This window comes from Oceanobacillus sp. M65, assembly GCF_052246275.1.
Taxonomy (GTDB): domain Bacteria; phylum Bacillota; class Bacilli; order Bacillales; family Amphibacillaceae; genus Oceanobacillus_B; species Oceanobacillus_B jordanicus.
Genome location: NZ_JBQQCJ010000002.1, coordinates 41,697 through 62,002, shown reverse-complemented (window position 1 = coordinate 62,002; position 20,306 = coordinate 41,697). Strand labels below are relative to the sequence as shown.

23 protein-coding genes are annotated in these 20,306 nt (G+C 38.7%); 4 read left to right on the top strand and 19 right to left on the bottom strand.

What is annotated here, in order from left to right:
- Nucleotides 1-2 precede the first annotated feature (2 nt).
- Genes ACTWPF_RS07845 through ACTWPF_RS07835 form a run of 3 tightly spaced genes read right to left on the bottom strand, consistent with a single transcriptional unit; the run spans nucleotide 3 to nucleotide 2,510 of the window.
- A complete protein-coding gene (locus ACTWPF_RS07845) occupies nucleotides 3-1,637 on the bottom strand; it encodes a GspE/PulE family protein (RefSeq protein WP_106897153.1) in 1,635 nt (544 codons plus the stop codon).
- The gene (locus tag ACTWPF_RS07840) at nucleotides 1,630-2,082 is read right to left on the bottom strand and encodes a hypothetical protein (protein WP_106897154.1); all 453 of its coding nucleotides are present in this window, start codon (nucleotides 2,080-2,082) and stop codon (nucleotides 1,630-1,632) included. The genes ACTWPF_RS07845 and ACTWPF_RS07840 overlap by 8 nt, the downstream gene beginning before the upstream one ends.
- Nucleotides 2,079-2,510, bottom strand: a complete 432-nt coding sequence (locus ACTWPF_RS07835) for a type II secretion system protein (RefSeq protein ID WP_443148901.1) — start codon at nucleotides 2,508-2,510, stop codon at nucleotides 2,079-2,081. The genes ACTWPF_RS07840 and ACTWPF_RS07835 overlap by 4 nt, the downstream gene beginning before the upstream one ends.
- 51 nt (nucleotides 2,511-2,561) lie before the next feature.
- Between ACTWPF_RS07835 and ACTWPF_RS07830 the strand changes: the two genes are divergently transcribed.
- Nucleotides 2,562-3,788: a prepilin-type N-terminal cleavage/methylation domain-containing protein gene (locus tag ACTWPF_RS07830; RefSeq protein WP_443148900.1), complete on the top strand. Its 1,227-nt coding sequence runs from the start codon at nucleotides 2,562-2,564 to the stop codon at nucleotides 3,786-3,788.
- A 41-nt stretch (nucleotides 3,789-3,829) separates the two neighbouring features.
- Here the strand turns inward: ACTWPF_RS07830 and ACTWPF_RS07825 are convergent, their stop codons facing one another.
- From ACTWPF_RS07825 to ACTWPF_RS07800, 6 genes are all read right to left on the bottom strand, one after another.
- Entirely contained in the window at nucleotides 3,830-4,510 is a 681-nt protein-coding gene (locus ACTWPF_RS07825) for a metal-dependent hydrolase (RefSeq protein ID WP_106897157.1), read from the bottom strand.
- A 73-nt stretch (nucleotides 4,511-4,583) separates the two neighbouring features.
- Nucleotides 4,584-6,119 (bottom strand): polyamine aminopropyltransferase, encoded by a 1,536-nt coding sequence (locus tag ACTWPF_RS07820; protein ID WP_443149246.1) that lies wholly within the window; start codon nucleotides 6,117-6,119, stop codon nucleotides 4,584-4,586.
- Between the two features lie 118 nt (nucleotides 6,120-6,237).
- The gene (locus ACTWPF_RS07815) at nucleotides 6,238-6,633 is read right to left on the bottom strand and encodes a DUF350 domain-containing protein (protein WP_106897158.1); all 396 of its coding nucleotides are present in this window, start codon (nucleotides 6,631-6,633) and stop codon (nucleotides 6,238-6,240) included.
- A gap of 15 nt (nucleotides 6,634-6,648) precedes the next feature.
- A complete protein-coding gene (locus ACTWPF_RS07810) occupies nucleotides 6,649-7,284 on the bottom strand; it encodes a DUF4247 domain-containing protein (RefSeq protein WP_443148899.1) in 636 nt (211 codons plus the stop codon).
- A gap of 74 nt (nucleotides 7,285-7,358) precedes the next feature.
- Nucleotides 7,359-8,024, bottom strand: coding sequence for a PspA/IM30 family protein (locus ACTWPF_RS07805; protein WP_379549379.1), 666 nt, complete (start codon nucleotides 8,022-8,024; stop codon nucleotides 7,359-7,361).
- 13 nt (nucleotides 8,025-8,037) lie between these two features.
- Entirely contained in the window at nucleotides 8,038-8,550 is a 513-nt protein-coding gene (locus ACTWPF_RS07800; RefSeq protein WP_443148898.1) for a DUF4178 domain-containing protein, read from the bottom strand.
- A gap of 143 nt (nucleotides 8,551-8,693) precedes the next feature.
- Between ACTWPF_RS07800 and ACTWPF_RS07795 the strand changes: the two genes are divergently transcribed.
- Nucleotides 8,694-9,791: a M24 family metallopeptidase gene (locus ACTWPF_RS07795; protein WP_443148897.1), complete on the top strand. Its 1,098-nt coding sequence runs from the start codon at nucleotides 8,694-8,696 to the stop codon at nucleotides 9,789-9,791.
- Between the two features lie 46 nt (nucleotides 9,792-9,837).
- On the opposite strand, the gene ald is transcribed toward ACTWPF_RS07795, so the two are convergent.
- Together ald and ACTWPF_RS07785 are read right to left on the bottom strand one after the other, a co-directional pair.
- The gene (ald, locus tag ACTWPF_RS07790) at nucleotides 9,838-10,956 is read right to left on the bottom strand and encodes an alanine dehydrogenase (protein ID WP_238020555.1); all 1,119 of its coding nucleotides are present in this window, start codon (nucleotides 10,954-10,956) and stop codon (nucleotides 9,838-9,840) included.
- A 167-nt stretch (nucleotides 10,957-11,123) separates the two neighbouring features.
- A complete protein-coding gene (locus ACTWPF_RS07785; RefSeq protein ID WP_182858829.1) occupies nucleotides 11,124-11,285 on the bottom strand; it encodes a hypothetical protein in 162 nt (53 codons plus the stop codon).
- 185 nt (nucleotides 11,286-11,470) lie between these two features.
- On the opposite strand from ACTWPF_RS07785, the gene ACTWPF_RS07780 reads away from it, so the two are divergent.
- Nucleotides 11,471-11,899 carry a universal stress protein gene (locus ACTWPF_RS07780; protein ID WP_106897164.1) on the top strand — a complete coding sequence of 143 codons (429 nt, stop codon included), beginning with the start codon at nucleotides 11,471-11,473 and terminating at the stop codon, nucleotides 11,897-11,899.
- Between the two features lie 93 nt (nucleotides 11,900-11,992).
- On the opposite strand, the gene ACTWPF_RS07775 is transcribed toward ACTWPF_RS07780, so the two are convergent.
- The 5 genes from ACTWPF_RS07775 to ACTWPF_RS07755 all read right to left on the bottom strand — a co-directional run bounded on the left by ACTWPF_RS07775 (nucleotide 11,993) and on the right by ACTWPF_RS07755 (nucleotide 16,022).
- Nucleotides 11,993-13,174, bottom strand: coding sequence for an acetate kinase (locus tag ACTWPF_RS07775; protein ID WP_106897165.1), 1,182 nt, complete (start codon nucleotides 13,172-13,174; stop codon nucleotides 11,993-11,995).
- Nucleotides 13,175-13,180: 6 nt separating this feature from the next.
- Complete coding sequence (locus ACTWPF_RS07770; protein ID WP_443148896.1) at nucleotides 13,181-14,167, bottom strand: class I SAM-dependent methyltransferase; 987 nt, start codon at nucleotides 14,165-14,167, stop codon at nucleotides 13,181-13,183.
- Between the two features lie 154 nt (nucleotides 14,168-14,321).
- Entirely contained in the window at nucleotides 14,322-14,822 is a 501-nt protein-coding gene (gene tpx / locus ACTWPF_RS07765) for a thiol peroxidase (protein ID WP_106897167.1), read from the bottom strand.
- A gap of 146 nt (nucleotides 14,823-14,968) precedes the next feature.
- The gene (ytfJ, locus tag ACTWPF_RS07760) at nucleotides 14,969-15,421 is read right to left on the bottom strand and encodes a GerW family sporulation protein (RefSeq protein WP_443148895.1); all 453 of its coding nucleotides are present in this window, start codon (nucleotides 15,419-15,421) and stop codon (nucleotides 14,969-14,971) included.
- 13 nt (nucleotides 15,422-15,434) lie between these two features.
- Nucleotides 15,435-16,022: a DUF2953 domain-containing protein gene (locus tag ACTWPF_RS07755; RefSeq protein WP_443148894.1), complete on the bottom strand. Its 588-nt coding sequence runs from the start codon at nucleotides 16,020-16,022 to the stop codon at nucleotides 15,435-15,437.
- Between the two features lie 151 nt (nucleotides 16,023-16,173).
- Here ACTWPF_RS07755 and ACTWPF_RS07750 point away from each other — a divergent pair, with 151 nt between their 5' ends.
- Nucleotides 16,174-16,974 carry an NAD kinase gene (locus tag ACTWPF_RS07750; protein WP_238020558.1) on the top strand — a complete coding sequence of 267 codons (801 nt, stop codon included), beginning with the start codon at nucleotides 16,174-16,176 and terminating at the stop codon, nucleotides 16,972-16,974.
- 50 nt (nucleotides 16,975-17,024) lie between these two features.
- Here the strand turns inward: ACTWPF_RS07750 and ACTWPF_RS07745 are convergent, their stop codons facing one another.
- From ACTWPF_RS07745 to thiI, 3 genes are all read right to left on the bottom strand, one after another.
- Nucleotides 17,025-18,629: an amidohydrolase gene (locus ACTWPF_RS07745; RefSeq protein ID WP_443148893.1), complete on the bottom strand. Its 1,605-nt coding sequence runs from the start codon at nucleotides 18,627-18,629 to the stop codon at nucleotides 17,025-17,027.
- A 176-nt stretch (nucleotides 18,630-18,805) separates the two neighbouring features.
- Nucleotides 18,806-19,006, bottom strand: a complete 201-nt coding sequence (locus ACTWPF_RS07740; RefSeq protein ID WP_036572074.1) for an alpha/beta-type small acid-soluble spore protein — start codon at nucleotides 19,004-19,006, stop codon at nucleotides 18,806-18,808.
- Nucleotides 19,007-19,103: 97 nt separating this feature from the next.
- Nucleotides 19,104-20,306 (bottom strand): tRNA uracil 4-sulfurtransferase ThiI, encoded by a 1,203-nt coding sequence (gene thiI / locus ACTWPF_RS07735; protein WP_443148892.1) that lies wholly within the window; start codon nucleotides 20,304-20,306, stop codon nucleotides 19,104-19,106.

Here is a 20,306-nt window from a genome sequence, read left to right as displayed (position 1 = left end):
CCTTACAATCGGATGGAAACTTGCATAATCTCTTCCATTGACGTCTTTCCAGCTTTAATTTTTTCAAATCCATCCTGCATCAGGAATGCTGTTCCCTGCGTTTTCATATAGGCTCTTATGTCAGCCATAGAGCTATTATTCAATAGCATTCCGCGAATTGCATCATCGATTACAAGCACCTCTTGAACTGCAATTCTTCCACGATAACCGCGTTGATGACAAACGGAACAACCTTCACTATCATAGACGTGTTCTACGCTCATTCCATTGTTTTCAAAGATCTCCTTTTCCATATCTGTTGCAGGCCGCTCTATTAAACAATCTCTACAAAGCTTGCGAACAAGCCTTTGGGCTACGACACCTGATAAAGAAGACACAACTAAATATGGTTCAATTCCCATATCTATTAAACGCGGAATCGCATCAACTGCACTGTTGGTGTGAAGGGTACTAAAAACAAGGTGACCTGTTAGGGAAGCGCGGATTGCGATTTCTGCTGTTTCTTGGTCACGAATTTCCCCTACCATGATTACATTCGGGTCCTGTCGTAAAATCGAACGCAAGCCATTTGAGAAAGATAATCCAACAGAACTGTTCACTTGTACCTGATTAATTCCTTCTAATTGATACTCCACAGGGTCTTCTACTGTCACGATATTAACCGCTTCTGAATTCAATTGATGAAGTGCAGCATACAATGTCGAAGTTTTTCCAGAACCTGTAGGGCCTGTTAAGAGCACAAGACCTGAAGGACGGCTTATTAAATCTTCATATTTTTTGAGGTTGCTTTGCGAGAAGTCTAACTCATTAACTTTCTTTAATGCTTGATTTAAATCCAGTATTCGAATAACAACCTTTTCTCCGTACACTGTTGGTAGACAAGAGATTCGTAGGTCAACTGGTGTTAGACCAACCGTCGTTCTAATTCTTCCGTCCTGCGGCAACCTCGTCTGCGTAATATTTAAGTCTGCCAAAATTTTTATCCGGGCAATCAAGGCATTTTGCATCTGCTTGGCAACAATCTTCTCTGTTTGTAGCTTCCCATCAATTCGATAACGGACTTGAACGGCTGCTTCCTGTGGATCGATATGTATATCACTCGCCTTTAACTGAACAGCAGTAGTAAGCAACTGGTCAAACAACTGAATAATCGGAGCTTCCGCTTCCCCATTTTTATTGTTATCGATCATTTCCGGTTCGTTTTTGTAGTAGTATTTATTGATCGCAAATAAGATATCATCCTTGGCAGCGATAACAGGAGAAATGCTAAAACCTGTTTCCATTTCCAAATCATCAATAACAAAATAATCCATTGGATCCTTCATCGCAACCATTAGTTCCGTACCACTAATCTGCAATGGCATAATCAAATTTTGCTGAGCAGACTCCCTTGTTACAAATTGCAGGACATTTTCATCGATTGGATATCGATATAGCGACACATGTGGAATGCCTAGCTGGAATTCCAGCACTTCAATCAATTGCTTTTCTGTTATAAAGCTATGCTCGAGGAGGGCATCACCAAGTTTTTGGTTGCTTTTTTTATTTTCAAGCGCTTCGTTTATTTGTTGTTCTGTAACCAGTCCCGCGTCACGTAGCAGGTCTCCAAGACGTTTACGTGTGATCAAATTATTCATCCCTTTCAAAGGTTATCGTAATAGTATCGTTAGTTTCTATAGTCTGACCCATTGATCTACCAATACTTATATAGGTAACTTCTAAATCTTCTCCTTCAATAACCTTAGGAAGAGGGTCTGGTAGTTCAATTTCGAACTGCCTGGCTTCATCCAATATAAGGATCGGATTTCCCGTTTTTGAAATTTGCAAGTACTCATCCAATTTTGTTGACAAATAATCCATTACATCTTGGACCTCATTATATTCATACGTTTCTAAAACAGATTGCACATAATCTATCCCCATTTGCGAAACTAACTCTGCATCAATACGTTTTTCTGTTGTCGTAACTTGTTTTGTTGTTTGAATAACTTGTCCAGACAACAACGTTACGAATAAGAGCAGTAATGTAATCATTAAAAGAGTTAGGACTAGCGCCGCGCCTCTTTCACCTTTCAAGTTCATGGTTTTTCCTCACTTTTTATATATGTATAAGACTCACTAATAAGGTTATTGTTTTCCCCATAAACCTTTATTTCTGCGCGATACAGATTAACAGATGCCTCTTTACAAAGACCTATAGTACTCTGGTAATTTATATTATTTAATGTGTAGGTCTTATATGAAACTCCCTTTTCCTCCCCTTTACACTCTTTGACAGGGGTAGGATACCAATCTTCTACTCTATCATTTTTAACATCATAGGCCACTTGACCTACTAAATTACTAGAAGTAAGTTCATTCTCCGTATTATTAGTCCACTGCGAAATTTGTGGTAATATTGGCAAGAGTAAAGTTATAACTAGTGCAATCAGGGCGATTGATGCTATAATTTCTATAAGGGTAAAACCACTATTATTATTAAAATTTCTATTGTACATATCAATATTCACGCCTCATGTGTGACTTTTATCCTATTATAGCACTTAATTGGATGTGAAAATATGAATTTTCGACAACTTCATAATGAAAAAGGGATTACACTTGTTGAACTCCTTGCTGCACTTGGTTTATTAGCAATTGTCATCACATTATCTGCTGGTGTCTTAACGCAACTATTAGGCAGTGAAAAAGAGGCAAGTGCTAATATATCGTTAAAACAAAATACCAATGTTTTACTTAATGAGATGAGAAATCAGTTTACGGAAGGTCGTAGTATTTGTTATGACGGAAGACACGGTGACCTAGAAGTAGTTTCTATTAACTTAACAAATGGTGATCAAGAATTAATAGAGGAAAATGGTTGTTTTACAAACGCTAATAATTCAAAGCCAATGCAGGTTAAACTAACTGTCAAAAGTAAGACCGATGAAACATATACAACTGAAACGACTTGGAACAAATCGGAGCCTTATAATCTAGCTATTCAACTAAAAGACAGCGATGATATTGATGATGTAGAAAATGACGAAGAAGATTATTCACCTGGAGAAGAGGGAGATTGTGACTATTATGGTAATACTAAATTCAGCCGTTACCAAATAGGTGAATGGAATTCTTGTTTAAATCCTACCGTCCATGACGGTAGTGCTTGGTTTATTAACAACATATCTATCTTTCAGAAAATAAAATTTACAGTTGAACATAATTTGTTCACCGACCAATCGCTAAACCTCGAACAAAATGCCAATTTAATTGTAAAGAAAAGTGCTAAGCTCAGTGGTCCAGCAACTATAAAGAGGGCAAGTAACCTTTCTATAGACGGTCATTTAATAGCTGAAGAAAATATGGTATTACAAGAGTCCACTACTACCCAAATCGGAAAAGATGCCAATTTTAAGAACGGCTTAAAACTTATGGGAAATGCCTCTTTGGATGTTAATGGGTCATTTTCGTCTCAAAAGGATCTTAACTTACAAGAAAATAATAGCCTTAAGGTAGGAAAAGATGGGGATTTTTTTAACAATGTTAACATGATGGGGAATGCTACATTGGAAATTAAAGGAGACGCACGATTCCACAAATCGCTTCACTTCCAAGAAAACTCGATAATTATAGTAGAAGGTAATGCTACATTTGATGGTCCAATAACCCCAGAATGGGGAGCAGGTACAATGTGTATTAAGGGTGAGGCAGAGTTTAAAAAACCATTATACTCTAATTTAAAAGTTCTGGACCCCGCTAAGCAATGCTTCTCTCCTGGAGGGTATAATATCTATCAACTAAAATAGCCAGAGAGCACCTGCTCCCTGGCTTTTCTTATAGCACCTAGTTAAATCTCCAAAACATCCCCAATTTTCATTACTTTCCCTTCTCCTACACTCACTTTCTCAGCAAATGTGGCTGGATTTTGCTCGATCACTGGGAAGGTATTGTAATGCACTGGCACTGTTGTCTTAGCGTTTATCCATTTTGCTGCAACCAATGCGTCTTCTGGTCCCATGGTAAAGTTATCACCAATTGGTACAAATGCGACATCTATGTCGTTCATTTCACCAATTAATTTTAAGTCTGAGAATAATCCTGTATCCCCAACATGATAAATGGTCTTACCATCAATTGTTAATAAGATACCTGCTGGCATACCAGTGTAGACGGTTGATCCATCCTCTTGCGTGTAGGCAGAACCGTGGAATGCCTGTGTGAATTTTACTTGGCCAAATTCAAAAGTGTGCTTCCCACCTATATGCATGGGGTGTGTCCTCAATCCTTTATTGCCTAAGTACTCTGCAAGCTCATTAGGTGCCACGACTAAAGCATTGCTTCGCTTGGCAATTTCAAATGTGTCTCCCACATGATCATTGTGTCCATGTGTGAGCAGAATGACATCTGCTTTAATTGTGTCTGCATTTAAATCACATGCCTCATTACCTGAGATAAATGGATCAAAAAGGATCGTCTGTGTGGCGGTCTCTACTTTTACTACGGAATGTCCATGATAAGATACTTTCATGCTATCTCGCTCCTTTTTTAAAGATTGTCTCCCTACTATTCTTCTATAAGAAGTTCTCTATTCCTTTACCCGTTTAGTAATTTTCCCATGCACGTTCATAAATTTGAATTAGATGAGGATCGATTAGAGTATTTGGTTTTAACACCGTTTCCTCCCCATCCTTCCCAATAATCTCTTGGTCTTCATCTTTACCGAATTCGGTTAAGCTACCTAACATATCTTCCTCTAGGAACCTGGTTTCGTGCTCAATTGTCAGGTTTTCAATATCAATTTCCTCTCTGCTCGCCATGACAAATCCCCAATTACCGAAGCTGGGCACATCCACATGTAGATTCTCTGTATTAAGACCTGTAGAAGCGATCGTTTCAGAAATCGTCCAATAAACCTCTCTAGCAAAAACAGGGCTTGTAGCCTGTACCATCATTGCCCCTTCTGCTGTTAGGTGGTTTCTTGCCAACGAATAGAACTCTTTGGTATAAAGCTTGTTTAAACTTTCGTTATTGGGGTCTGGAAGGTCAACGAGTATAACATCAAACCATTCATCACTATTTTCAAGATACTTAAAAGCATCCATGTTCTTCACAGTCACTTTTTGGTCTTTTAAAGATCCCTCATTTAATTTCAATAGCTGCTTATTTGTATTCGCTAATTCGACAACAGCAGGGTCAAGATCCACTAAAGTGAGCGATTCTAAGGCATCATATTTCAATACCTCTTTTGCAGCAACCCCGTCCCCACCACCTAAAATTAACACGTTTTTAGGCTCATCTATAAAGGACATTGCTGGATGCACAAGTGTTTCATGATAACGATATTCATCTGTGGAACTAAGCTGCAACGAACCGTCCAAATAAAGGCGCACGTCTTTCTGATCCTGAGTAAGGATGATTTTTTGATAGCTGCTTTCTTCCATATGTAATATTGGATCCTTATATAACTTCTGTTCAAAGCTAAAGGCGAGTTCTTCTCCAAAAAACAGTCCGAGAATAAGCGACAATGCGATAACGACACCACAGACAGCATGCACCATAAAATGGCGAATTTCTTTTCGAAAAAGCCATAACACAATCAAAGCAACGGTTACGTTAATACAACCAACTAAAAAGGCTGATTTTACCATACCGAATTGAGGGCGTAATAGGAACACAAATAGCAAACCTCCAACTAGACCACCGGCATAATCAGAAAATAAGACTCTAGCTGTACTTCGATTAAGCGATACTCCTATCTCATTTGCTTTCCTAATTAATATAGGCAATTCAAAACCTGTCAATGCACCGACTAATGCGGTGATAAAGTAGAGATAGAAGGCATCTGTCCCCTCAGGTGCGATTGCAGTAATTCCAAACATAGTAAAGCTTGAGAAGCCACCAATTATCGCTACTCCAAATTCAACCCAAATAAAAGAAATAATCAGGTTTTTCATTACTTTTTCACTTAGACTTGCCCCAATTCCCATACCAGTAAGAAAAAGAGAAATGGTTAACGTGTATTGTTTTACACCATCGCCTAATATATAAGACCCCAGTGCGCCGAATAGGACTTCAAATATAATACCGCAAATGGATACAATTCCTGAAGCCCAGTAGATAATGGTACTTTTCTTCATAGCTGCATCTTTCACTTTTAATCACTCCATCTTCTTACTTCCATGAAAATAAATGTGGCTTCCGCGTCAGATAACGTCGGAAGCCATTTTAATCCGTTTTAAACAATCGCCATATTATTTAGGTTATGGAAGCACCGATGACTAATGCTAAACCAATAGATACAGCCATGGAAAGGATACCAACTGCAAGGTTGTTCTCCCGTAATTGTTCCTCTACAGAAAATTTTCTAGTAAACAGATCAAAAATGCCATATGCAATCATTTGGAGAACAACACCAAACAGTCCCCAAATAATGGTTTCTTGAATCTGAATGCTATGATAAATTGCAAAAGCTAAGACAATACAAATCCCGATTATTTTTCCGGCAATGGATAATGCAACAGCCTGGTTACCATTCTTAACTTCTTCCATGTCTTTATATTTTCTTGTCATGTTTTCAAATATAATAAGTCCAATTAATACGATTACGACCGATATTGCAAAATAAATTAGTGTATCAATAAATGGTTGCATCTAAAAACCCTCCTTTTATTTTCCGGTACCTGGACCGCCTCCACGGAATGTTCCACTTCCACGACTTGGCGCTCCGTAACTTCCACTTTTATAACCACCATAGCAATCCCCTGATTGGCAAGAACGTGCTCTACGATTGCTCCAGCCATTCCCTAAGAAACTGTCGAGCAGTCGATAGGTAAAATACGTCTGCAGAAAACTAGGTGAGTAATTATTTCGAACAAACTCTTCACTGGCCACTTCAATTAAAATTACGTTATCATCGCTTTCACTATGCTTCAGTGTAACAAAGTCATTTGGATAAACCATGATTTGCTGATTATCTTTTTCTTCACTTACATTCTCCGGCTCTATAGCGGAAGAAAACAATGATACGAGCTCTTCTTTAGTAAAACGCTGTGTGGCAAATATTTCAGCATCATATGTATCACCATTCACTACATCAAGCAGAGGGAAATGTTCCTCTACTAAATCATCAATTTCATTACTGTTGTCTGATTCTATAGCGGCAGCTAGTTCAGATTTGCTCGGTTCATCCGGCATATCACTCGCACTAACATTGGCATCTTGTTCCATACCACCAGGACCACATGCTGAAAGTACGCCTAGCATAATGATTACCATTCCAAGTAACAGCCATTTTTTGTACAATAAAATCCCCCTCTCTCTACTAAAGTTTTATATTATTAATAGGAGCAGCAGTACTGCTCCTATTAACAACTAATTTATTTTCCCATTTTCTTCTTTAACTCTGCTAGTTCATCATCCACTTCGTTTTTGCCCAAATCTTCAAACTCATCATCAAGTGTACGACTAGCTTGTGACATGTCTTCACTTGTTTCAGCTTCTGCTTCAAATTGCATCACTTTCTCTTCCATACGCTCAAATCCACGCTTGGAATCATCATTACCGATAGAAGACATCGTACGATTCATTTTGGTTCTCGTTTTTGCAGATTCAGCACGTGCTTTTAATGAATCCTTTTTCAGTTTCATTTCTTGATATTCTTTTTTCATTTCATCAAGCTTTGAGCGAAGTGAAGTAGCATCTTGTTCAGCACGCTTCCAAGATTCGTTCAAAGTAGTTGCTGTAGCTTCATGATCTTTTTTATCTTCCAGTGCGCGTCTAGCTAGGTCATCATTACCTGCCTCTATCGCTTGTTCTGCTTGTTTTTGTCTTTTTTCAACCATTGCCTGAGCATCATTGGCTTTTCTTTTCAACATTTTTTCATTGGCAATCTGCTTGGCAACAGCTGCTTCTACTTCCCTAATATCTTCCGCCATATCTCTCATAAATTGATCAAGCATTTTCACCGGGTCTTCTGCTTTATCAAGCATGGCATTTAACTCTGAACTTACAACTGTTTTCATTCGACCAAAAAATTTAAACATATATATTCTCCTCCTATTTAGATCCTGCTAATATTTTAATTTCATAAGCTTCAATGGCATAACCGTAGCTGGCTTCTATTTCCGTACCCCATGATTCAAAACTGAGGTAGCTTTGCTCTGACTCATCCATGTATTCAGCATAGTGGGTTTCTGAACCATTTAAAGAGGTGCTTCTTCCTTCACCCGTCACCCTAGCTGAACCTGTCTCTTCCAGGTAGTATGTGCTGTTTTCATACGTTATTTCTTTTGGATACGGCTTTTGAATCGGAAGTTGTACCTTTCGATATATTCCTAACTCCAGTTCATCATCCATTTCAGCCGCTAACCAAATGGTATCATTTCCTTCCAGCAATTGATAACTATACCACTCATAGCTCCCATCTCTATATGTTATCTTTCCAACAACCTCATAGTCCCTAAGGTCATAGGTGATAATATCGCCAACTTTGATGGAAAGCACTGTTCTTTCTTGAGGAGCTGCTGTATCATTCTTTTTTTTGGAAAAGATCCTGGAAAATAGCCCCATTAACTCACCTCACATCATTATATCTTTTGTTGCTATTAGGTATTACGTTCTAAATAGAATTTGGTTTCAAAAAGTAATATTTTTTTACATTTGGGATTCTCTGTTATACTTTAGTATAACACTACATATGAAGGAGTGCCTATATGACAAGTAGAATAGATTCATTATTAAAAAGCATGAAGGAACAAGATCTTGATAGTATGTTCATTACATCAAAAGCAAATTTTTATTATTTAAGCAATTACTATACGGAGCCACATGAGCGTTTAATTGCAGTGTATGTATCTCACAGCATGGATCCCATTCTTATTGTACCATCAATGGAAGTAGAGGATGCAAAACAAGCAGGCTGGCAATTTGAAATTATTAGCTACCGTGATCACGAAAACCCATGGGAACTTTTCTCCAAAAGGCTCAAAAACTCCAACCAAGTCCCAGCCTCCATTGGATTGGAACATGATCAAATTACATTAGAACGTTACGAAGCAATAAAACAGTATTTATCGGATACAGCTATTCGCGATGGTAAGGAAATATTGGCCAACTTAAGAGTGGTAAAAGATAAAAAAGAATACACTTTATTAAAGCAGGCAGCAGCACTAGCTGATTTCGGTGTCAAAACAGGAGTAGAAGCAATTCAGGAGGGCGTAAGTGAGCTGGAACTGATTGCAAAAATTGAATATCAGCTGAAGAAACAAGGCATTCAGGAAATGTCCTTTAATACGATGGCTCTATCTGGAACAAAAACTGCTTCACCTCATGGAACACCAAGTATGAAAAAGATTGAAAAAGGCGATATTGTTTTATTTGATCTTGGTGTTATTTTTGAAGGATATTGCTCAGACATTACCAGAACAGTGGCCTACAAATCAATTACCGAAGAGCAAGAAAACATCTACAATACGGTATTGCAGGCTGAACAAAAAGCAATTGAGGCTTCTAAAGTCGGAACCTCTGTTGGAAAGCTCGACCAAATTGCGAGAGGGCATATTGAAACCGCGGGCTATGGTGACTATTTTACCCACCGTCTAGGGCATGGCTTAGGTATTGAAACACATGAATATCCGTCCATGCACAGCAATAACACACTACCACTGAAAACTGGAATGTGCTATACCATTGAACCAGGTATCTATGTGCCAGGACAAGGTGGCGTCCGAATTGAAGACATGGTATACATGACAGATAAAGGTGCAGAGATCCTAACCGCATATCCAAAGGATCTACAAATTATTGAATAGACAAGAGATAAGCAAAAGCCTGCAGGATACTCTGCAGGCTTTACTTTTATCTTTTTAACAATACATGTGCATCATCAAACTCAAGTCCGTGTGATGCTGCGACAGCTTCATACGTCACGTAGCCATCTAACGTATTTACCCCTTTACACAAAGCTTCATTGTCTAAACAGGCTTTTATATACCCCTTATTAGCAAGTTGAAGTGCATACGGAACCGTTACATTCGTTAAACCGATAGTAGAAGTTCTCGGTACAGCGCCAGGCATATTTGCCACCGAATAATGGAGAACACCATGTTTTGAATAAGTAGGATTGTCATGTGTTGTAATTCTGTCACTCGTTTCAAAAATGCCGCCCTGATCAATGGCAACATCTACAATCACGGAACCTTCGGGCATTTGTTGCACCATTTCATCTGTTACAAGCTTCGGAGCTTTGGCACCTGGGATCAGTACTGCACCAATAACTAGATCCGATTCTGAAATAGCTTGTCCAATATTAAGCGGATTGGATATCATCGTATTAATTTTAGAGCCAAAGATATCGTCAAGTTGACGTAAACGTTCCGGGCTTAAATCAATGATTGTGACATCAGCACCTAAACCAACAGCTATTTTTGCTGCATTTGTTCCTACGACTCCGCCTCCAATAATCGTTACCTTCCCTCTTTTAACGCCTGGAATACCAGCTAATAAAATTCCTTTTCCACCCTTCGGCTTCTCCAAAAATTGAGCGCCAATTTGTGAGGCCATTCTTCCTGCTACCTCACTCATCGGTGTAAGCAATGGCAAGGAACGATTGTCCAGTTGTACAGTTTCATAAGCTATTCCTACCACTTTTTTCTCAATTAATGCCTTCGTTAACTCAGGCTCTGCTGCAAGATGTAAATAAGTGAAAAGGATAAGACCTTCATAGAAATATCCATACTCCTCAGGCTGTGGTTCCTTAACTTTCATGACCATTTCCTGCGCCCAAACCTCCCGCGCTGATTCCAGAATAATAGCACCGGCTTCTATATATTGTTCATCCGTAAAGCCAGATCCCAATCCGGCTTCTGTTTCCACATATACCTCGTGTCCTGCATCAGATAACGTATGCACCCCGGAAGGTGCCATAGCAACTCTGTTTTCATTGTTTTTAATTTCTCTTGGAATCCCTATTTTCATCGCTCTCGCCCTCCAATTTCTGTGTAATTATAATCATTTTTATGAAAGCACTTACAACACACTAACATTATACTACATTATGTACCTAAAGCTACATTACCAAATTCTTACGCAAAGGGGAAGAAGAAATAAATCCTTCTTTAAAAAGAAGGATTTATTTCTTCATATTATCTTCTGCGGTTATTAAAAGTATGAATGTTTTTATTGTTGTGCAGCTGTTCAACAACACCACTTTGATAGCTCTCATTTAATTGGTTTTGCACAGCTGCAACGCCTTTCTCATCTTCAAAAATATTTTCTGGAGAATTATCTTTCTTTTGTTTACTCAAGATTATCACCTCCAATTATAGGTTGTCCATAATCGTGACATGTTATCTTACGTACTTCTTTCCAGTAAAACCAATTGAGTTCTTCTCGCCATTTGAAAAGTACTGAAAATTTATATAAGATAAAAGATTTCAATTGTGATTCAAATTATATGGGTATATACTTAAAGTAAAGGGGGAGATGTAGCATGGAATATAAAAATATTGTGGTAGCTGTAGATGGCTCTCAGGCGTCTGAAAAAGCTTTTAAAAAGTCACTAGATATTGCAAAACGCAATCATGCTCGTTTGATTCTTGCACATGTAGTGGATTCCCGTACGTTTGCTTCCGCAGAGGCATATGATCGTACGCTCTCCGAAAGAGCTGACAGCTATGCTAAAGAATTACTTGATACGTATGTTGAAAATGCAAAAACTGCTGGAGTTATGGACCTGGTCCGCTCTGTAGCATATGGTTCCCCAAAGGTCAAAATAGCAAAAGATATTGCACAGGATTTCGAAGCAGATCTCATTATATGTGGGGCTACTGGAATGAGTGCTGTTGAACGATTTTTAATTGGAAGTGTTTCCGAAAGTATTACGCGATATGCCTCGTGTGACGTGTTAGTTGTAAGATAAAAACAGCATGTCTACTTAAAATTAACAAATGGAACAAATCAACCGATAAAAAAAGGTTTTGCCACTTCATAATGGCAAAACCTTTATAAAAATCTAAGCTAATCGCAACGTGTCGCGAGCGATCATAACTTCTTCATTAGTCGAAATAACAATAACCTTAACTGGAGAATGCGGATAGTTAATGAACTGATCCTTTCCACGAATCTGGTTTAGTGCAGGGTCCCAATATACACCCATGAATTCCAGACCATGTAACACTTTTTCACGGATTGTTGCACTATTCTCCCCGACACCTGCTGTAAAGATAATTGCGTCTACACCAGACATTTTTGCAGCATAGGAACCGAGATATTTATGAATACGACCAGCGAAAACTTCAAGTGCTAGTTCTGCACGCTTGTTTTCTCCTGATTGTTGCTCAATATCACGCAAGTCACTAGAGAATCCAGAAAGTGCAAGCATTCCACTTTCTTTGTTTAAAACGTCCATTACTTCTTCCGCTGTCTTACCAGTTTTCTCCATAATATATGGAATAAGTGCCGGGTCAATGTTTCCAGAACGTGTTCCCATCGTCACACCAGCTAATGGGGTGAAGCCCATAGACGTATCAATAGATTCTCCACCTTGTATAGCAGCAATACTAGCACCATTACCCAAGTGACATGAGATTAGTCTTAATTGCTCAAGTGGAACGCCCATTAGCTCAGAAGCGCGTTGTGAAACGTACTTGTGGGATGTACCATGGAAACCATATTTTCGGATCCCATAATCTTCATAATAATCATATGGAAGACTGTATAGGTAAGATGATTCTGGCATCGTTTGATGGAATGCTGTATCAAACACTGCTACCATTGGCACATTCGGCAAGATTTCTTTGAATGCATTAATTCCAGTTAAATTGGCAGGGTTATGAAGTGGCGCAAGCTCTGAAACCTCTTCAATACTTTGAATTACTTCGTCTGTCAACTTGACAGAATCACTAAATTTTTCTCCGCCATGAACCACTCTGTGGCCAATTGCATCTAATTCATCAAGGGACTTAATAACGCCTGTATCCGTTAGTGAAGCTAATAATTTCTTTACAGCCTCTTCATGATTCGGGATGTCTCCAACAAATTTATCCTCTTTATCATTAACTTCAATGGTGAAAACCGCCTCCGGAAGACCAATACGTTCTACTAATCCTTTTGCCATTACTTCCTCATCTGGCATTTTTATTAATTGGAATTTCAAAGATGAACTACCAGCATTAATTGCCAATACATTACTCATTGTTGCTCACTCCTTATTATACGTTTGGAACCAATTATTCATTTGTCCTAAAATATCTGCCATTGCGTTGTTGTTTTTCAATGATGGCATTTGCACAAGCAAAGGCTGTTTTGGCGGACGAGAATCCTGCGATTTTTTCTGCAGAATGAGAATGCTTTTTACATTCTTTTCAGATTTAAAAACACTTTCAGGTAAACGAACGACCCCAACAATATGTGCATACTCCTGGATGTAACGGTGGAGTTTGTCCGATTGATCACTATCAAACAGAAAATCAGGTACGACATAAATCATATAGCCGCCTGGTTTGGTATAATTCATCCCTTGTTCAATAAATAAATGATGGGCATATGAATGTCCTTCTTCAGCTTTAAGCTCAAACTGTGCTGCTTGAACATCATCAGGGTAATAGCCTACTGGTAAATCTGCCACTACCAAATCAACTGGGTCTAGTAAAAACGGTCGAATGCTGTCCTGATGGAAAAATTCGATTTGTTTCTCTTGTAAATTAGCATTCATAACAGCAAGCTGTATCAACGTAGGATCCACTTCTGAAGCAAATGCTTCAACCGGCTGTTGTAATCGATCAAGCACTGTGGATAGCAAGTTAGCAGTGCCACCTGCTGGATCAAATATCCGCACCTTTTCGTTTGCAAGCATAACCTTTTCTGCGAAATACGCAACAAGCAAAGCTACGGTTTCAGGTGTCATCAAATGTTGCTGTTGAGTTGAATCCTTCATCCCTTTTAGCATTGCCAACTGTGTCGCTTTTCGAACATCCTCTTTTGAAAAATCCGCTAGTTCAAGTTCTGTTATAGATTGCTGCAATTTATGTGAAGTTATGTCATCTTGATTCTCTGGTATTTCCTGCATAAACAAAATTTCCATAGTTGTTGCCAGGCTATCCAAATACGGTTCATGACGTTGTTGTTGAATAAGGTTCGTTGTTTGATCTAGCCATTCATATAATAGCTCTACATTTGATTTCCCCATTACAATCCTCCATTCGTTCCTAAAGCGTTTCTATTGTACCAAAACAAATGGCTATGTACAAAGCAATGGTAGCTAAACATGTTATGAAATTTGCTGAAAGTGTTTTCACAGTAAAAATCTCTCTCAACTAAATAGCGAGAGAGATTGGAGTCGATTATTCTGCTTTCTTGGCAGCATCTAATGCAGCATCATAGTCAGGGTGGTTACTTACTTCACTGACATATTCAACATATGTGATGTTGTTGTTCGAATCAACAACAAAAATCGATCTCGCCAACAATCGTAATTCCTCTATCAACACACCGTAGTTTTGACCAAAATTTGCATCCCGGTGATCCGATAGTGTATCAAGACTGTTAATTTCGTGCTTGTTGACCCATCTCTTCTGTGCAAAAGGGAGATCCATACTTACTGTTAACACTTTGACATTACCTATCTTATCCGCTTCATCGTTAAACCGTTTTGTCTGTTCAGCACATACCCCTGTATCAATCGAGGGAACGACACTGATTAGTTTTACTTTCCCGTCATAATCACCAAGGGATACAGAGTTGAGATCATTGCTCAAAACATTAAAATCCGGAGCCTTGTCTCCAACCTTTACTTCTTTCCCAACTAATGTGACAGGGTCTTGATGGAATGTAACATTTGCCATATGAAGCATTCCTCCTAAATAATTGTATTCCCTTAGTATTATGAATATAAATTTGGGCCTTGTCCAACAATTTCTGCCTTATTTCAGCAATAAATTATTGAAACCCATTACATTCATCATACTCTGTAAATTGAAAGCCCCATCATTTAAATATCGTACTGAGACGGGGAGTCTTTGGATTTTCTAGATTGCTGTTCTTTTGTTTTTTTTCCTTGTGTGGACTCTTTAATAATTTGTTGCACTTTCTCAACAACTTGTGGAGCAAAATCAAGCATCTTTTCATAAATATGGGTATGCTGATCAAGGTGAACCATCTTAATTCCTCTTTCACTGACAATAAGGAACGCCACAGGGGTAATGGAAACACCACCCCCGCTTCCTCCGCCAAAAGGCAACTCTACTTCACTATCACCTTGTGATTTACCGGCATTAAATTCGCTACCTCCCGCCGCAAAACCAAATCCTAGTTTTGAAACTGGGATAATAACACTTCCATCAGGTGATTCAACTGGATCTCCGATAATGGTGTTTACTTCAATCATGTCCTTTAAATTTTCCATTGCTGTCGTCATTAATCCTTGAATTGGATGTTCTTCCATAATTATTTACCTCCTATACCTCAGTTTTAGGTTGAAACGATTCTCCCTTAATTACAGTATTTTTTAACATATGGACGAGAGCGTAAATAGCTTGCCCAATTCTTAAGGATGCAATGCATTCTACTCTTGTATAAAAACATGGTTGCTGAAAATGAGGAACCACTTGAATGACAGGTTTGCATTTCATCTGACTATGCTGTACCAAGTAACAGATGATGACACCTTTGATTGACCATACCCCACCTGCCACAAGTCCTGTGCTTCCAGCATCACCAGTACCTCCTTCTGTATGCCAGACAAGTTTATGAAAACGAACACGCTTTAGCACGTTAATCATTGACTTTCCAAGCCCCTTCACAATATTGAATTCCCGCTTCAATACATTTCTCACGTTGGAAAAGGATATATTGTGAGAGCCCTTCTGGGAAGCATCGGCTTCTAAAGGTATTTTTCTGCGGAAGACACAAATACGAAGCACATGGATACGAAGGTCTAACCAATGATTATCTGTTGTATATATAAGGTTAGCAGTAACGTAGACACGAGTGATGAGTAGCAAAAAAATTAATAACAGAATAAGGAGAATCGTGAACCAGATCATAGGAAACCCCATTTCGCTCATTTGGTTAGCTATTACTATTTTGCTACACATTGCCATTTTCTACTCTTACAATATTCCTCTTTTTGGTTAAATCGCTTTCAAAATGATATGATATAGTTGTATCTAATTAGCATTGGAGGTATGGAAAGAAATGGAGCAACGTAGAAATATCTTTTTTTATTATAAGAAGGATGAGGAATTACAGAATAAATTAGAAACTTTATTTGACCTTGCAAAAGAAAACGGTTTTAACATTGTAGAGGACCCACAGAATGCAAATATAATCGTCAGTATTGGCGGAGATGGCATGTTCTTGCAAGCAGTCAGAAAAACAGGTTTTCGCGAGGATTGCCTATACACGGGAATTACACGCTCTAATGAGTCTGGTTTGTATTGCGATTTTAATATGGACAACTTTGATGACATGCTAGATACAATGAGGCATGCAGAGATGGAGGTTCGCCGCTTCCCTGTAATCAACGTGGAGGTTAATGGTGAAACATCCTTTGAATGTCTAAACGAATTAAGTGTTCGTTCTACTCTAATTAAATCAATTGTAATTGACGTTAAAATTGACGATATGTATTTTGAAACGTTCCGGGGTGACGGTTTAATTGTAGCAACCCCAACTGGAAGTACAGGCTATAACAAGTCAACGAATGGCGCGGTTATTGATCCTAAAATTCCTTGCTTCCAAGTGTCGGAGCTCGCTTCCATTAATAATAATCGATACAGAACACTCGGTTCCTCTTTTGTACTTAACAGTGATAGAAAATTATCATTAGAGATCATTCAGGACGGAAATGATTATCCGATTATCGGCTTGGATAATGAAGCCTATTCTATTCGAAATATTCATGAGCTAAATGTAACACTTAGTGACAAAGCAATTAAAACAGTGAAGCTTAAAGACAATTCATACTGGGATCGCGTTAAACGAACGTTTTTGTAGGTTTCCGATCGAAGCTTGCAGTTAGGTCTTAGCAAAACAAACCCCCCCTCCTATAATGGAGTGGGGGCGTTTTTATATACGATATTTCCATCTATAACTGTCATTGCTACATTAATTTCATGAATGGTTTCCGGTTGTACTTGGAAAATATCTTCTTCTAGTACCGTGAAATCTGCACTAAATCCAGGTGCGATTTTACCTCTGGTTTCCTCTTGGTTAATTACATAGGCACTGCCTGAAGTGTATAATGTTACTGCTTCAAACACGCTCAAACGTTCTTCTGGACGGTATACCTGATTATCAATCTGTGACTTTCTCGTTACAGCTGCCTCTATTCCTAATAATGGAGAAACTTCCTCAATGGGTGCGTCTGATCCACCCGCACATTTTACCCCTTCATCAAGTAATGTTTTCCATGCATAAGACAAGCTCAACCGTTTATCCCCTATTCTATCGAGCACCCATGGAAAATCAGATGAAACAAAGGAAGGTTGAATGTCGACTACTACGGGAAGTTCTTTCAACATTTGTAAAGAATGTTCATTTAGTATTTGTCCGTGAATAATTCTGTCTCTTGCCCCATTAGACAATGGGTGCTTTTTTATGATTCCAGTTATTGCATCAACAGCTTGATCTCCTATTGCATGAACTGCAATTGGTAAATCATGTCGCCGTGCTTCTTTCACTATTTGTTCAAGCGTTTCTTCATTGTGAATAGCCACACCGTAATTCCCTTTTTCATCAGCGTATTCCTCTGTCAGCCATGCTGTTCTGCCACCAAGGGCGCCATCAGAAAAGATCTTAACTGCACCCAATTCTACATATTCGGTACCTTCAAGATAGCCTAGTCCTTCATCAACCATGTCTGACATCACCTCATGATGGACAAGTAAATGTGCTTTAAACTTTCTCGCCTTTCCATCAATGGCATTCTTGAATGCGCCAAATGTTTTATGAAAACCGCCATAATAGTTTAAATCCTCACTATGCCCACCAACTAAACCTTTTGACATGAGATCATCCGTAGCAATATTAATAACTTGCTCAAGATAGTCTTGTGACACACTTGGCATGGCATTTTTAATGAGTTCCTGTGCTGTATCTAAAAAATACCCTGTCGTCTCTCCTGCATCGTCTCGTACGATAATGCCACCTTGAGGATCAGGACTTTCCTCCATTACGCCTGCTAGCTCCATTGCCTTGGTGTTTGCTAATATGGCGTGTCGACAAACACGTGATAGCATCATCGGATTATAGGGACTAATTTTATCAAGCACTTCTTTATGTATGATGGAAGCGTCTTGCCACTGATTTTCATTCCATCCTTCCCCAATCAGCCACTCACCTTCACTTAGATTGGCAGTCCGATTGCTCAGCGCCTCCACTACTTCTGTTGCTGATTTCATTTGAGATAAATCTAACCGGAGCAGCTTTTCTCCATGGCCTATTATGTGTAAATGACTATCTACAAGTCCAGGAAGCATTGTCTTACCTTGAAGGTTTTCCACTTGTTCAATTGACGCTGCATAAGTATGGTATAGTTTCTCATAAGTTCCAACAGCCTTTATTATACCTCCTTCTGTGTAGACAGCTTCAATTGCAGTTCCTTCCTTCTCCATCGTGTAAATGTTTCCACCAAACCAAAGTACCCCCATAGGTGCTCTTCCTCTCTAGATATATTAAGTCCTACTTTAAAAAGAATATTTCAGTTTAGCAAGTAATATAGCTTTTTATATTTAATTTTCAAATTTATTCTCTACTTAAATCTGGAAAAAATTAAGGACTGCCCGTTTCCGGACAGTCCTAACCATAAATTATAAAATTGTAATTGTTATTTCTGTCCGCCAAATTGCTGTTCAGCCATTTGTACAAGACGTTTCGTAATTTCTCCTCCAACAGAACCGTTGGCACGAGAAGTTGTATCAGCACCAAGTTGTACACCAAACTCGCTAGCAATTTCTGTCTTCATTTGGTCCAATGCTTGTTGAACACCAGGAACTAATAATTGATTTGAAGAATTGTTACTTGCCATGTTAGTTCACCTCCCTTGGTAACTATAGAATGTGTTATCTAAGGGAAAAACATGCACGGATTAAACTGGTATATCTTAGAAGAAAAATCAGTTGTATTTAAAACAAATCTTCAAACGTTGGCTCGATTGTTGTTTCTGCAGTAACCTTTACTTTTTCAATGCCAGAAACTGCTTCCTCTATGAGGGCAGTATAATCTTTTGTGGATTCATAATAATTGGCTTTCTCTCTTTTTGGCTTTGTTTTTGGTGCTTTAGGTACAAAAATTGTACAGCAGTCCTCATACGGCAATATGGAAGTCTCATATGTCCCAATTTGCTGAGAGATGTTAATAATATCAGATTTATCCATCGTAACGAGAGGACGAATCACGGGATAATTGGTCACTTCATTGATTGTGTTCATACTTTCCATGGTTTGACTTGCCACCTGCCCAAGATTCTCTCCTGTTGTCATGGACAAGATGGATTCTTGCTCACAAACCCTCTCACTGATTCGCATCATCATACGACGCATAATCGTCATCGCGTAGCCATCAGGTATTGACTTAAATACTTCCTGTTGTAGCTTTGTGAAAGGAACAATATGCACCTTAATGGAACCACCAAACCTGGTAAGTTGTTTTGCTAAATCCAGTACCTTCTGTTTTGCTCGATCACTTGTAAACGGTGGAGAATGAAAATGAATAGCTTCTAATTGAACGCCTCGTTTCATTGCCAAATACCCTGCAACAGGACTGTCAATCCCTCCTGACAATAGAAGAAGGGATTTCCCGGAAGTCCCTACAGGTAAGCCTCCTAGACCTTTTACAACACTTGATGTAATATACGTTGCTTCATTTCTGATTTCTACTTTTATTTCTAAATCTGGATGATGGACATCAACCGTGTATCCTTCTGTATTGCTTAAAAGGTGTCCCCCAAGGATTTGGTTAAATTCTTGGGAACGGATAGGGAAATCTTTATTAATTCGTTTCACCGTCACTTTGAACTTTTTAACCTCTTCACTGTTTTTCAAAGCATAAAGAGCTGCCTCTTTCACTGCTTCTGGTTCATTTTCTACTTTTATAGCAAGGCTTAAACTTTGAATACCAAATATGTCTTTACACTTTTCGATAATTGGGGCAGGATCTGAGCCATTTAAAATGATAAACATTCTTCCCTGGGTCCGTTTTACCTTTACATTAGGAAAGGCTCTTAGCTTTTGCTGAACGTTTTCCTGCAGTCTTATAATAAATTTCTTAATGTTCTTCCCTTTTAACGCCATTTCACCGTAGCGAATTAGTATGTGATCATATTCCAT